Annotated in this window: 11 protein-coding genes; 5 read left to right on the forward strand and 6 right to left on the reverse strand. The window is 68.1% G+C overall.

What is annotated here, in order from left to right; genetic code table 11:
* Position 1: 1 nt before the first annotated feature.
* On the forward strand, positions 2-691 hold the full coding sequence (tenA, locus tag ACFUPX_RS16605; protein ID WP_383321980.1) for a thiaminase II: 690 nt from the start codon (positions 2-4) through the stop codon (positions 689-691).
* Complete coding sequence (locus tag ACFUPX_RS16610) at positions 688-2,082, forward strand: purine-cytosine permease family protein (RefSeq protein ID WP_383321983.1); 1,395 nt, start codon at positions 688-690, stop codon at positions 2,080-2,082. The genes tenA and ACFUPX_RS16610 overlap by 4 nt, the downstream gene beginning before the upstream one ends.
* Before the next feature lie 128 nt (positions 2,083-2,210).
* On the opposite strand, the gene ACFUPX_RS16615 is transcribed toward ACFUPX_RS16610, so the two are convergent.
* Entirely contained in the window at positions 2,211-2,396 is a 186-nt protein-coding gene (locus tag ACFUPX_RS16615) for a hypothetical protein (protein WP_383321986.1), read from the reverse strand.
* Between the two features lie 352 nt (positions 2,397-2,748).
* Here ACFUPX_RS16615 and ACFUPX_RS16620 point away from each other — a divergent pair, with 352 nt between their 5' ends.
* The 3 genes from ACFUPX_RS16620 (at position 2,749) to ACFUPX_RS16630 (ending at position 6,092) form a co-directional block, all read left to right on the forward strand.
* Positions 2,749-3,294 carry a pyridoxamine 5'-phosphate oxidase family protein gene (locus ACFUPX_RS16620; protein ID WP_383321989.1) on the forward strand — a complete coding sequence of 182 codons (546 nt, stop codon included), beginning with the start codon at positions 2,749-2,751 and terminating at the stop codon, positions 3,292-3,294.
* Positions 3,295-3,575: 281 nt separating this feature from the next.
* The gene (locus tag ACFUPX_RS16625) at positions 3,576-4,754 is read left to right on the forward strand and encodes a serine hydrolase domain-containing protein (protein WP_383321992.1); all 1,179 of its coding nucleotides are present in this window, start codon (positions 3,576-3,578) and stop codon (positions 4,752-4,754) included.
* 312 nt (positions 4,755-5,066) lie between these two features.
* A complete protein-coding gene (locus tag ACFUPX_RS16630) occupies positions 5,067-6,092 on the forward strand; it encodes a hypothetical protein (protein WP_383321995.1) in 1,026 nt (341 codons plus the stop codon).
* A 130-nt stretch (positions 6,093-6,222) separates the two neighbouring features.
* Here ACFUPX_RS16630 and ACFUPX_RS16635 read toward each other — a convergent pair whose 3' ends face one another.
* From ACFUPX_RS16635 to ACFUPX_RS16655, 5 genes are read right to left on the reverse strand one after another with little or no spacing between them, the layout of a single operon-like run.
* A complete protein-coding gene (locus ACFUPX_RS16635; RefSeq protein ID WP_383321998.1) occupies positions 6,223-8,040 on the reverse strand; it encodes an RICIN domain-containing protein in 1,818 nt (605 codons plus the stop codon).
* Positions 8,041-8,054: 14 nt separating this feature from the next.
* Positions 8,055-10,109, reverse strand: coding sequence for a hypothetical protein (locus ACFUPX_RS16640; RefSeq protein WP_383322001.1), 2,055 nt, complete (start codon positions 10,107-10,109; stop codon positions 8,055-8,057).
* Positions 10,106-11,023: a carbohydrate ABC transporter permease gene (locus ACFUPX_RS16645; protein ID WP_383322004.1), complete on the reverse strand. Its 918-nt coding sequence runs from the start codon at positions 11,021-11,023 to the stop codon at positions 10,106-10,108. Before ACFUPX_RS16645 ends, ACFUPX_RS16640 begins: the two co-directional genes overlap by 4 nt.
* A complete protein-coding gene (locus ACFUPX_RS16650; protein WP_383322007.1) occupies positions 11,020-11,964 on the reverse strand; it encodes a carbohydrate ABC transporter permease in 945 nt (314 codons plus the stop codon). Before ACFUPX_RS16650 ends, ACFUPX_RS16645 begins: the two co-directional genes overlap by 4 nt.
* Before the next feature lie 15 nt (positions 11,965-11,979).
* Positions 11,980-13,293, reverse strand: a complete 1,314-nt coding sequence (locus tag ACFUPX_RS16655; RefSeq protein WP_383322010.1) for an ABC transporter substrate-binding protein — start codon at positions 13,291-13,293, stop codon at positions 11,980-11,982.
* Positions 13,294-13,454: the final 161 nt, after the last annotated feature.

The following is a 13,454-nucleotide window of genomic DNA, read 5'->3' on the forward strand; positions in this document are numbered from 1 at the left end:
CATGACCACGACGTTCTGCGACGAGCTGTGGACGACCACGACCGAGATACGTGCGGCCATCGACAAGCTGCCGTTCGTCATCGCCCTGGGCGACGGCACCCTGGACCGGGAGAAGTTCGTCTACTACCTGGCCCAGGACGCCCTCTACCTGCGCGGCTACGCCCGCGCGCTGGCCAGCGCCGCCGCGAAGGCGGACCGGCCGCAGGACATCGCGTTCTTCGCGAAGTCCGCCCACGACGCCGTGATCGTCGAGAGCTCCCTGCACGAGAGCAACGTCGTCGACGTCGATGCCTGGACGCCCTCGCCCACCTGCACCGGATACACCTCCTACCTGCTCTCCGTGGCGCACACCCAGGGCTATCCGGAGCTGGCCGCCGCGGTCCTGCCCTGCTTCTGGATCTACGCCGAGGTGGGCCGGGAGCTCCTCGGGCTGGCCGGCGACCTCGCCGCCCACCCCTACGGCGACTGGATCGGCACGTACGCCGACGAGGAGTTCGAAGCCGCCACCGAGCACGCCCGACAGATCGTCAACCGGCTTGCGGAGCAGGCCGACCCGGCCACCCGCGCACGGATGCGTACGGTCTTCACCACCGCGTCCACCTGGGAGTGGATGTTCTGGGACGCCGCCTGGCGCATGGAGTCCTGGCCCGTCGGCGCCGCTCCTGTCCAGATTTCGGAGCCGGCGAAGTGACGACCACCACCGAACCCACCACCCCGGGACAGGTCCCGGCGGACGAGGCGCCGCTCACCCTCGACCAGCCCACACCCAAGGTCCTGAGCGGCCTGGACCAGGGCACCTTCTGGGCCAACCTGGGCGTCAGCCTGCTCGGCTTCAGCGGCATGCTGGTCGTCCTCGACCCCCTTGGCACCGGCAGTCCGACCCTGTCGTTCGCAGCGGCCGTCACCGCGTCCGTCGTCGGCACCCTGATCGGCACCGTCGCCCTCGGCCTCGCCGCCATCACCGGGGCCCGCACCGGCGCGCCCTCGATGGTCCTGCTGCGCGGCCTGTTCGGCGCGAAGGCGTCCTACCTGCCCACCGTCCTCAACGTGCTGCAGATGGTCGGCTGGGCGGTCTTCGAGCTGGTGGTCATCTCCACCGGACTGAAGATCCTGGCCCGCCAGACCTTCGGCGAACCGGGACCCGGCTGGCTGTACGTACTCGTCGCGGGCGCGGTGACGACAGCGCTCACCCTGCGCCCGCTCGGCGCCCTGCGCATCATCCGCCGCTACGTCACCATCGCCGTCGTCCTGGCCATCTGCTACCTGGGCTGGGACCTGGCCGGCCGCGGCATTCCGATGAAGGGCGGCTCCTGGAAGGACTTCTGGTTCGCCGCCGACAGCGTGATCGCCGTGTCGATCTCCTGGCTGCCGTTGGTCGCCGACTACTCGCGGCACTCCCGCAGCGAGAAGGAGGCATTCGGCGGCCTGGTCGTCGGGCAGACCCTCGCGGGCGTCGCGGGCTCGGTCCTCGGCGTGGCCGCCCTCGCCATGATCGCGTTCGACACCACCGACCCGTACAGGGTCTTCGATCCGTTCACCGCCACCAGCGTCGGCGTGATCTGCTTCGGTGTCCTCGTCCTGCGCGAGGTCGACCAGTCCTTCGCCAACGTCTACTCCACCGCCGTCTCCGCCCAGAACCTGCTGCCCCGGGCCGATCGCCGCATCTTGTGCCTGATCAGCGGCACCCTGGCCACCGTCCTGGCCCTTCTGGTGAACATGGACAGCTACGCCAGCTTCCTCTACCTGATCGGCGCGGTCTTCATCCCGATGTTCGCCGTCCTGGTCGTGGACTTCTTCGTACTCGGCGGCCACCGCACCTGGGACGTCTCCGAACAGGCCCCCACCCGCTGGGTCATGCTGCTGCCCTGGGCACTCGGCTTCGCCACCTACCAACTGATCGCACCGACGAACATCGCCGGCTGGTCCGACTTCTGGGCCTGGCTGCAGGACGCCGTGGGCTTCACCGTCCAGCCGTGGATGAGCGCCTCCCTGCTCTCCTTCGCGGTAGCTGCCCTCACCACCCTGGCCGTGGGCCACAGGCGCCGCCACGTTTCAGCCTCGCCGGGGCGGCACCCCGGGTAGTGACGAGTAGCACCACGGGCGCTATCCGGCCTGCGACGACGTGGGGCACTCCACCGCATGCACGGCCGCCCCACCCACTGCCATCCAGCAGCCGGGGCAGGCCGGCGTGCGGCGGCCGCGACTCTCCATCATCCAGCGCGCCGCAGATAGGCCTCGTGCACAGCGGGGGCGAAACACCCGGCGACGAAGGCTATCGGGCCGCCGTAGAGCAGAGGACGGCTGACCTGGGTGATCCAGTCCCCGATGGCGAGCACGGCAATGACGTCGACGTAGCAGAACAGGAACAGCGCCCCTGCTCCCACCTTCAGCATCATCAGATCCCCCTCGTAGTCACCGCCTTGACCACTTGACTCCATGCCCGGCCCGCCGGCGCTCGACACGGACCTCGCAGGGGTTGGTCGACGCGCACCTCCGGATCGGCCGGGCCGCGTACACGCTCCAGTAGCCTGCTTGCCGGGACGGAGGCCACGCCCCGGCATGGTCCCTCGACCGCACCTGACGAACCGACCGTTTCAGGGCACCGCGTCGCCAGGAGCGCCTTCGGAGACCGCCGCCGTTTGGTGCATACGCCGTTTCCATGCGCCTTGACCGCCGCCGGAATCTGGACCGGGCGCAGTCCGGCCGCCTTGCGTAGCCTTCGAGACGAGAAGAGGGAAAGGGATCCCCATGACGCCGAAGCAGCCCAGGACCGACCTCGACGCCCGCTACAGCTCCGCGCTCAACCCGCGGCCGGGCGCCGAGAGCGTCACCGCCACCGACTGGGCCGAGACCCAGCGCCGGCTGGAAGATGCCGAAGTCTTCTGGATCACCACGGTCCGGCCCGACGGCCGACTGCACGTCACCCCACTGATCGCCGCCTGGCACGACGGCGCGCTGTACTTCAGTACCGGGCCCGGCGAGCAGAAGGCGAAGAACCTGGCCGGCGATGCGCACTGCGTACTCACCACAGGGCACAACACTCTCTCCGAAGGCCTCGACATCGTGATCGAGGGCACGGCTGAGCGGGTGACGGATCCGGGGCGGCAGAACGAGGTCATCGCCGCGTTCGAGGCGCAGTACGGGGACCACATCACCTCTGCGCAGGGCGTCTTCCACGGCTTCGGCGACAGCATCCGCAACGGCAACGACCTGCTGTTCGCGGTGGAGCCCGGCACGGCATACGGCTTCGGGCACAACGGCCAGGTCTTCAGCCACACCCGCTACACCTTCTGACGGCTCCGCGCGGGCGCCTCTTGAGGCTGTCGCATGACTCCTGCCCCGTGAACATGATCTGACGTGTACACACCCCGCACGACACCGGCAGCGAAACAGCGTCTGAAGACGTCAATTACCCCACGACCACGCCGCACAAGTTAAAGATCAAGTTGGGGCGTGTATCGAAGGTGCCATGCGCCAGGGAGTCACTCGTGTGCGAGAAGGGTCAGGGTGCAATCAGGGATCGCTCCGGGGCGTCCCCGATGCGCGGTCGTATACGCGCTGGCAGCGTGAGGAACATGAAACCAACACGCATGTCACGAAGGGCCTTTGCGGGCGCTGCCCTGTCAGGAGCGGCGGCGCTGACCGCCACTACGGTTCTACCCACGCGCCGGGCCATCGCGTCTCCAGTGTCTTCCGCTCCTCTCCCACCACTGAATGCCGCCGCGCTGCGGGCGGCGATCGACGATCTGGAGCGTCCGCCCTCGACCGCAGCCCAATTGCGAGTCGGCGGTACGGCCGGCTACTGGCGTGGTGCCTCGGGTGTGGCTGACGTCGAGACGCGGCGGCCGGTCACGGTATATGACAAGGTCCGCATCGGCAGTATCACCAAGGCCTTCGTCGCCACGGTGGTGTTGCAACTCATAGGTGAAGGCCGGGTCGGCCTGGACGCACCGGTGCAGCGCGTCCTGCCGGGGCTGCTGCCAGCCCGGTTCTCGCCCGTCACCGTGGCGCATCTGCTGAACCACACCAGCGGGTTGCCGGATCACGTCGGCATCCCCGAACCGGTATCCGCAGAGGATGTCTTCCGCCACCGCTTCGACCACTGGTCGCCGCAAGAGTGGGTGGCGACGGTGACACACGGGCCGCTGAAGTTCGCCCCGGGCGCTGGACAGGAGTACCGCGGCGTTAACTATGCTCTGGCCGCACTGATCATCGACAAGGTGACCGGCCGTCCGTACGGAGAGGCGATCAAGGCCCGCATCCTGCGCCCGCTGGGCCTGGCCCACACGGTCGTACCCGGCAACGATCTGCATATTCGGGGCCGCCACGTGCGTGGATACCTGACGATGGCCGACGGCGGCCTGCGGGACATCACCGCATACGACCAATCGTCCGCTCGGGGTGAGGGTGACATGATCTCCACCACGCGTGACCTCGACCGGATGCTCGCTGCCCTGTTCTCCGGCGAACTGCTCCCACCGGAGCTACTCCAGCTGATGTTCACCCTGCCACCGGACGACGTGCGCATGCTGGACGGCTCTCCGGCTCGCTACAGCGCCGGGCTTCAGCAGGCCACCGTCAACGGTGTAACTCTCTGGGGCAAAACCGGCGAGACGTATGGCTATAAGAACGCCGCGTTCTCCACTCGTGACCAACAACGGCGCTTCGTGCTCTCCTACAACCCGACGACCGCCCGCAATGGTCAGGAGAGCCAGATGATCACACGGGTCGCCGACCTACTCACCCGCACCTGAGCACCGAAAGTCCGGCGACCCGAGGTCTGGCGGCAAGTTGAACGGGGCATCCTCGATCACCACCAAGCCCTAAGTCCCCGCCTCACGCGAACAGCCCGGCTTGCCGCTTCGCCGCCCCTGACCAGCACTTCAGCGCCGGGGTTATCCATAGGTCAGCCCTGGTGCCGCCCTCTCTCTGGGGCGGCACCAAGGCCGTCTGAGTACCTCACCATCGGCGAGATGCTCAACTTCTCCCATGTGATGCCCGTGCCGGAACGCTGCGTGGGGCGGCCACGAGGGCCGCTGTCAGAGGCGATTGGCAAGATTGCGGCCATGAACGTCACTCCTGTCACTCCGCCACGGCCGATCGACGTTGTCACGGTCTTTCCCCAACTGGCTCCGCTGGCCCGCACGGCGACCCGCCTGCACCCCCGCCCTGGGGTGCCGACATGGCACGGCAGCTCGATCGGCGGGCCACTGCTGTGGCCCTCTGAGGAGCCGTGGCCGCACTGCGAGGAACAGCATGTGGTGCATGGCATCAACCCAGCCCAGTCCCCGGCGGATCTGCGGCTGGAACGACGGATCTTCGCCGCCTCGCACGGCCGGGACCTGACTCCGGAGGAACGGGAGACTCTCCAGCGGCTCCGGCCCCCTCGGACGTATCCGGTGAGAATGACGGTCCAGGCGTACGACGGCCCCATGGCGATGCTGCCCGTCGCGCAGCTGTACGTACGGGATGTGCCCGATCTGAGCCCGCCGGAGGGCACGGACTTGCTGCAGGTTCTGTGGTGCCCCTTCGATCATCCGATCATGCCCAGGACCCTGCTCTTCTGGCGTTCGGCAGCCGCCGTCACCGACATCCTCGACACGCCCCCCGAGCCGCCCGCAGTGCAGTTCGACGGCTATCTACCAGAACCGTGCGTGCTTGAACCGGAGCAGATCACCGAGTACCCCGACCATCTGGAGCTGAGCGAAGAACTGCGGGAGCAGCTCAAGCAATGGAGTGTGCCGCAGGCAGCAGAGGAAGACATGGACCCGGACACGTACTACGACTGTGTGCTGTCCAACGCACCCGGCTGGAAGGTCGGCGGCTGGCCCGCTTGGAACTCCACCGACCCCAGCTCGCAGTCCTGCTCCGAGTGTGGCACCGGCATGGAGGTCCTGATGACCGTCGCCACGTTCGAGGAAGGGGACGACGCCGGGAACAGCTGGTCTCCGCACCCCCACCCAGGTGCTGGTCCGTACCCCGGCCACCGCGGCTACAACGCGACCGGTGTCCAGATAGGCAGCGGCTACCGACAGCACCTGTTCGTCTGCCCGGCGGAGCCCGAGCATCCGCACATCGAGTTGATGACGTAGCCCGTCCGCGGTGTGCAGCTGGGGCGTCACGGTGCGGGCATGCCGTGACGCCGGGTGGCCGCGAGACACGATCACCGCGTGTCCGCCGTGTTGGGGCACGGTGGACACGCGGTGGGGAACGACGGCTGGGTCAGTGGGTGCGCGTGAGCTTCAGGGTCTGCTCGGCGGCGGTCCTTGCGCCCCCTACGGCTGATCCGCTGGTGTCGGTCCAGGCCCGGGTCGGTGTCGTCTCAGCGGAACGCCGCTCGGCTCCCGACATGGCGACGACGAGGCCGCTGTAGCGGTTGACCAGCTTGAAGGTGTCCGTGGAGCGGCCGCTCGCGTCCTTGCCCGGGATGACGAACCACTGTTGCCCGACCGTCGGACCACCCTTCGGCGCCGACGTCACCGTCGGCTTCGCCGCCCAGGCGCGGCCCGCCACCTTGTCGGAGTCGACACCAAGGAGGCCCTTGCTCGCGGCGTTGGCCACGCGGTACGAGCCGTCGCCGTTCGGCGTGAAGACCCACTTGCCGCGGGCGGATCCGCCGGCGGTGGGCAGCGACGTCGTGCCGCTTCCCTGCGCGGCCTGGGCGAGGACGCGGCCGCGAGCATTGGCGATCTTGTACGCAGCGCCAGCCTCCACCGGCGCCGCCGGGGAATCGGTCTCGATCGCGGTGTTGTAGTACTCGCCGTCGCCGCCACCCGAGCACTGGAAGGAGCAGTAGCTACGGAAGTTCTTGCCGACGATGGTGCTGCCGCTCTTGTTCACCGAGTCCAGCATCCAGCGGTACCAGGACCCGGAGTGGTAGTCACCGGTGTCGCCGATGAGCTTCCACTTCTGGGTCGCGAGGTTGTCGGTGGCGTAGAAGCGCTGCGGCTCTTTGCTGTCCTGGACGATGGCTTCGGGCTGGCCGATGTACAGGCCCAGATGGGCGTTGTAGACGATGTTCATCGTCAACAGGTCTGACTTGGCGGGCAGTTCACCGGCCGCGACCTGCTCGGCGACGTTGCCCTCGTTCGCCGGGTCGTAGTCGTGCTCCACCGGTGTGTAGCCGTTCGGGTTGTCGGCGTCGACCGGTTCCATGTTGCTTTCCAGGCCGCCGATGCCGGGCTGCGACCAGGCGCCGTCGTACCACTTCTTCCACGAACCGGGCGCCATCTTCCCTGACATCGGAGCGCGCGCCACATGGCCGCGGCTGCCGTCGGTCCAGCCGCCGGAGACGCCGCCCTTCGGGATGGCCCGCGAGTTGTAGTAGACGTAGAAATAGCCGGATGCCGTGTCCACGAACAGGCGCGGATCACCGTTGCCGTAGTGGTAGAGGTCGTTCGGGAAGGTCTTGTCGTCGCCGCGCTTCGTGCTGTACGGCGAGGTCAGGACGTGGTCCTTGATGTCCCACGTCTTGCCCTGGTCCTTGGACACGGCGTAGTCGATCGCGTCGTAGTGCAGTCCGTCGCCGAAGGGCGAGGGGGTGAACTCGTTGTGCACCAGGCCGTACCAGTCGCCGGTGTCCGGGTCGACCCAGACTCCCAGGAGATCGCAGTAGTTCTTCTGCGCGTAGTGCGAGGTGTCAGGTGCGTACGTCGACTCGCGCCCGGTGGGGCTGTTGTTGCAGCGCCACGTCGTGTCGTCGTTGCGGTCGCTTGAGTTGGCCGGGTTCACCGCACCGTTCAGCTTGGCGTCGGGCTTCGCCGAGTCGAAGTCCTTGCCGGTGTAGAAGGACCACTTGCGCGGGTCGTCCGCACTGTAGAGCGCGTGCGCGGACTGGTAGTGGAACGTGCCGTCCTTGTCGATGTACGTGGAGGCGGGGGTGTCGTCCGGGTTGGTCCACTCGCCTCTCTGACCGACGCTGACGGAGTACGTCGGGTCGTCGCTCTGAGCTGCTGCCGGTGATGACATGACGGCACCGGCCAACAGGGCGACCGCCGCGGCGATGGCGCCGACGGTTCGTGCTCTCGCATGGGATGGCACAGGTACTCCTCGCTTCAGGAGAGGGTGGAGGGAGTGGTGAGCGGCGAGCGCCCGGGGACGGCTCGCCATTCGAGGACCGCCCAGCCTCGGTGCGGCAGGGCGGGTTCGAGTCGCCGCAGTCCGTCGACCTCGGTGGTGGTGGCCGGGGCCGGGTCGGCCAGCGGTGCGAGCAGGGTGGCCCGCATCGTGTCGGGGGTGGCGGGGAGGTCGATCAGGGGGTGAGAGTGATCGGCGCTGCCGTTGGCGACAGCGAGCCGCAGGATGTCCCCGGTACGCGCCGCGTGCGGGATGAGGTGGGGCGCACCGTGCACCAGTGGCAGCCCGGGGCGGTCGCCCTCCAGGAAGCGCACCGTCGCGTGGAGCAGGCGCTGCCCCTTGTCGCTGCGGGCCAGCTGCGCCGGAGCGGTGGCGGCCAGGACCGCGACGCGACCCCCGAGTGCGTTGACGAAGTGGCATCGGCCCACGCCCCACGCGTGGCCCTCCGGGGTCAGGATCTGGGTGACGACATGGGCGTCCGGCTGTGACTCCAGCCGGGCGAGCGCCGGTTGGACGTCGACGCTCAAGTACGCGCCCGCGTCCGTGGTCGCCTCTGCCGTCACCTGCTCGACCGCATACGGTCCAGGTCGGGCCTGCTCGTCCCGGGCGCAGAGCTGTGTGGCCCGTACGCCGATCAGGTCGGCGAATCCGCGATCCGTGAGGCGGAGGGCGGCCTCGCCGTCCAGGAGCAGCCCGCCGCGGAGCATGGTGTGCAGTTCGTCATCGCTGAAGGCGTCGGTGCACCGGCCGAACAGGGCCTGGACCGGGGACGGTCCGGCGGTGACCGGAACGCCGTAGCCAAGCAGGTAGTCCGCGGTCGCCGTCGGGTCGGCCGCAAGCTCCTGCAAGGTTCCCTCGACGGTTGTCAGGTGTGCGGCCGTGTCCGGCCGCCAGGGCAGACCGACACCGATCGGGACCGCCTGTTCCGTGCGACGCGCGGCAAACCAGTCCAGTGCGGGCCGGGAGCGGCGCAGCAGAGCGTCGACGCGCGGGAACTGCTCGGCTCGCTCTGCCGAGCTGGGGTGCACGTTCAGCAACAGCGCGTCGGAGCCGCAGAGTTGCGCGGTGACCATCTCCGACCAGGTCTGGGTGTCCGACTTCGACCAGGCGGTGTGCGGCCAGTTCTCGATCTCCGGCTCGCAGGCCACATGGGGCGGACGCAGCACGCGCTGCGCCTCCAGGGACCACAGCGCGGCGGACAGGGACCTGGCCGGAGCGTCCGAGTACGGTGCGAAGTGCGGCCGCTGAGTGACACGTCGCTCGATCGACAGGGCATTGAACAGCGCGTCCCAGTCGCGTCCCTCCACTGAGTGAGCCGAAGGGTTCGAACTCATCAGGCCCAGCTGGGATCTGCCCGCGGAATGCTCCCGTACGGCCTGCGCCAAGCCCTCGGCGACCTCCAGTTGCGCGGTGTGCCACACCTGCTGGAGCAGCGCACGCCATGGATGCGGTGGACCGGGCCGGGTGACGGCGGCGACCACCTCGTCCCGGGTGACCTCCTGCCCCGCGAGCCGGGACAGACGCTCCATCATGAGTGGTTCGAAGCCGCCGCCCCAGTCGAGCGGGGCGTGGTTGTGGAAGCGGAAGTCGTCCTCCACCCACAGCACCCGGAAGCCGAGCTGCGCGAAGCGTCCGTAGTGTGCGTACAGCCAACTGCGCCATGTCGGGCAGGCGAAGGAGGCCTGGGCGGCGGCGGGTTTCCCGGTCGGCGAGACCATGGGCGCGAAGCCAAGGCGGTCCCTACGGCCGCGGTCGGCATGTCCGACGGTCACCCACGGGTTGAGGCTGACGTCCACTCCCCCGGCGCTCAGCACCTCACGCGCCTGGGCCACCGTCTCGTACCAGCTCAGCTCCTGCTCTGCGGCCAGGTGGCCGGTGTACGCCTCCTCGGCTCCGATCAGCAGGACGACTTCCGCGACCTCGTTCTCCTGGCAGACCTTGGTCAGGTTTCCCGCCCGCTCTGCGATGTCGTCGCCGGGCCGCAGCTGGAAGCGCAGGTGGTAGCGCGCCCGTCGGCGGGCGTGGGGCGTCACTTGACGCTCCCTGCCGTCAGGCCCGAGCGCCAGAAGCGCTGCAGGGTGAGGAAGAGGGCGACCAAGGGGATGACCGAGATGAGGGCGGCAGTGATGATGATGTTGTGCGGCACCGCCGTGCCGATCCCCTGTTGGGCCTGCCAGCCCACGATGCCGACGGTGACCGGCTGCAGTTCGTCGTCGGCGAGCATCAGCACGGGCAGCAGGTAGTTGGTCCAGATGGTCACGAACTGGAACAGGAAGATCGTGACCAGGGCCGGTGCCATGATGCGCATGCCGATCGTCGCGAAGATGCGGAACTCGCCCGCGCCGTCGACGCGTCCGGCCTCGATGACCTCGTCGGGTACGGATGCGGCGGCGTAGATCCTGGCGAGGTAGACCCCGAACGGGCTGACCAGGCTCGGCAGCAGCACTGCCCAGTAGGTGTTGACCAGGTTGATCTGCGAGAACATCAGGTACAGCGGGATGGCGAGCAGCGGCTGGGGCACGAGCACCGCGGCGAGCACCGCGTTGAAGGTGAACTCCCGTCCGCGGAAGGCGAACTTGGCAAGGGCGTAGCCCGCGAGCGAGGAGATCAGCGTGCTCACCACCGCACCGCCGACGGCGTAGAGGGCGGTGTTGAGCAGCCAGCGCGTGAAGATTCCGCCCTCCTGGCTGAACAGCGCACGGAGGTTATCGGCCAGCGCGAAGTCGCCGAACCAGAAGCCGTTCGTGGTGGTGAGCTCGGAGCTGGTCTTGGTGGCGGATACGAGCAGCCACCACACGGGCAGCAGGAAGTAGACGGCAGCCATGCCCATCACGGCGAGGACGAGCCAGCGTGACTTGGGTGGGGCGGGCTTCGCCGTGGGCGCGAGCGGGGGCGGTGGGGCTGGGTCCTTGGCCTCCTGGCGCCTGACGGTATCGGTGAGGGTCACAGGTCCGCTCCCTTGCGCTGGACGAGCTTGAGGAAGCCGAAGGAGAGAACCAGGGTGAGCAGCGCCAGGATCACCGACTGGGTCGCGGCGTAGGGGAAGTTGCCCGAGTTGACCGCCCCGTACGCGGCGAAGATCGGGGTGTAGTCGCTGCTCAGGTTCGGTGCGACGTTCCGCAGGATGGAGGGTTCGTTGTACAGCTGCGCGGTGCCGATGATGGAGAACACGGTCGTCAGGACCAGCGCGGGCCGCACCATCGGGATCTTGATGCGCCAGGCGATGCTGAACGCCGAGCAGCCGTCCATCCTGGCGGCCTCGCTCAGCTCGGCCGGAATCGCCTGCAGCGCCGCGTAGATGATCAGCATGTTGTAGCCGGTCCAGCCCCAGGTCAGCATGTTGCCGATGACGGGGGCGAGCATGCCGTCCGAGGTCAGGTCCAGGTGCAGGCCGACATGCCTTCCGAGTGCGCTGATCGGGCTCAGCTCGGGCGCCACCAGGTAGGACCACATGAGTGCGCCGATGACTCCGGGCAGCGCGTAGGGCAGGAAGAACGCCAGACGGAAGAACCGCTTGAACATCGTGCGCTTGGCGTCGAGGAGCAGGGCGAGCGCGAGTGCCGCGCCCAGCATGAGCGGCACCTGCACGGCGCCGATCAGCAGGACCCGCAGCAGGGAACCGCGAAAGCCCTCGTCGCCCAGCGCCTGGGCGTAGTTGGCCAGGCCCGAGAAGGAAGTGGTGGGTTCGGACAGGCCGAGCCCGTCACGCTTCTGCTGGAACAGGCTCTGGTAGAGCGTGTACGCGATGGGCGCGAGGTACATGCACAGGAACAGCGCGATGAAGGGCGCAAGGAACAGCAGGGCGGTGCGCGCGCGCCGGCGAGTGTGCCGCGAGGCGCGGCGATCCGGCGCGTCTGCCGCTTTCGCGGGGGGAACGTAGGTGGTCACGGTGGGGCGCTCCGGTCAGTGGGTGGAAACGGTCATGCCCTGCTGCTTCATCTCGTCGGCCGTCTTCTTCTGCACGGTGGCGAGCATGTCCGGCAGGGTGACGCCGTCCTTGCCCGCGCGCCCGAGGCCGTCGGTGATGTCGGTCGCGGTCTGCGTCATCGTCGGACCCCACTTCCAGCTGGTGTCGATCTGCGCGCTTTCCTTCTTGAAGACGTCGTAGATCTTCTGGCCGCCGTAGAACGGGTCGGGCTGTGACAGCACCGGGTGGTTCTGCCCTGCCGTGGCCGCCGGGTAGATGCCGGTGTCCTTGATCAGGGTGCTGAGGCTGTCCTTGTTCGTGCTCATCCACATCGCGAACTCGGTGGCCTGCCGGGGGTGTTCGCAGCCCTTCATGACGGCGGTGGCCGAGCCGCCGTCATTGCCGTACGCGGGCTTGTCGGCGTCCCACACCGGCATCGGGGCGACCGCCCACTTGCCGGAGGTGGACTTCGCGCTCGAGGCGAGGATCGGTGCGTTCCACACGGCGTTGACGTCGGAGAGGATCTTGCCTGAGGTCATGTTCTTGTACAGGGACGGGTCGAAGCTCGGCTCGGGCTTGAGCAGCTTGTCGTCCAGGAGGCCCTGCCAGTAGTCGGCCACCTTGGTGTTGGCCGCGCTGTGGAGGGAGACCTTCCAGGAGTCGCTCGTGGTGTCGAACCACTTGGCTCCCGCCTGCCAGGCCAGGCCCGCGTAGTTGTAGGCGTCGGTGCCGAAGGTGCCCAAGTAGACGTCCGGATCGGCCTTGTGCACCTTCTCAGCAGCGCCCCGGTACTCGTCCCAGGTGGCCGGGGGCTTCTTGATGCCGTACTTGGCGAAGAGGTCCTTGCGGTAGAACAGCGCCATCGGAGCCGTGTCCACCGGCGCACCATAGGTCTTGCCGCCGACGGTCACCTGGTTCCACGTCCAGTCCGCGAACTTGCCCTTGTGGGGTGCGGCGGCCTCCGTGATGTCCTCGAGGGCGCCGGCGGCCACGAAGCTCGGCATCGTCTCGTAACCCACCATCGCCAGACACGGCGCGTTGCCGGCCTTCGCCGCCGTGAGCATCTTGGTGTAGCCGCCCTTGGAACCCGAGGCCGTTTTCTGGAAGTCGACCTTGATGTCCGGGTGCGTCTTGTTGAACTGGTCGACGGCCTTCTCATAGCCCGGAGCCCAGCCCCAGAAGTCCAGCGTGACCTTGCCGCCCTCAGTGCCCGACTCGTCCTCGCCAGACGCACACCCGGACACCGTGAGCAGTGCGGCAACCGCCGCGCCGAGCATCTTCTTGCTGCGCGCCTTCATCATCGTCCCCATCGCCGCCTTGATTAGTTCGGCTAGGATCCAAAATTAATAATTCCTAGTCAACGGGTTGCGGCGAGAAAGTTTTCGCCACTGCGCACGATCGCTCGAGACGGACCCGTCGCTCCGCGTACGTTGGCCTGGGAAAACGAGCAGGAACACGAAGGAGCGGCCGG

The sequence above is a fragment of the Streptomyces sp. NPDC057302 genome (genome assembly GCF_042667685.1).
In the GTDB taxonomy this organism is placed as follows: domain Bacteria; phylum Actinomycetota; class Actinomycetes; order Streptomycetales; family Streptomycetaceae; genus Streptomyces.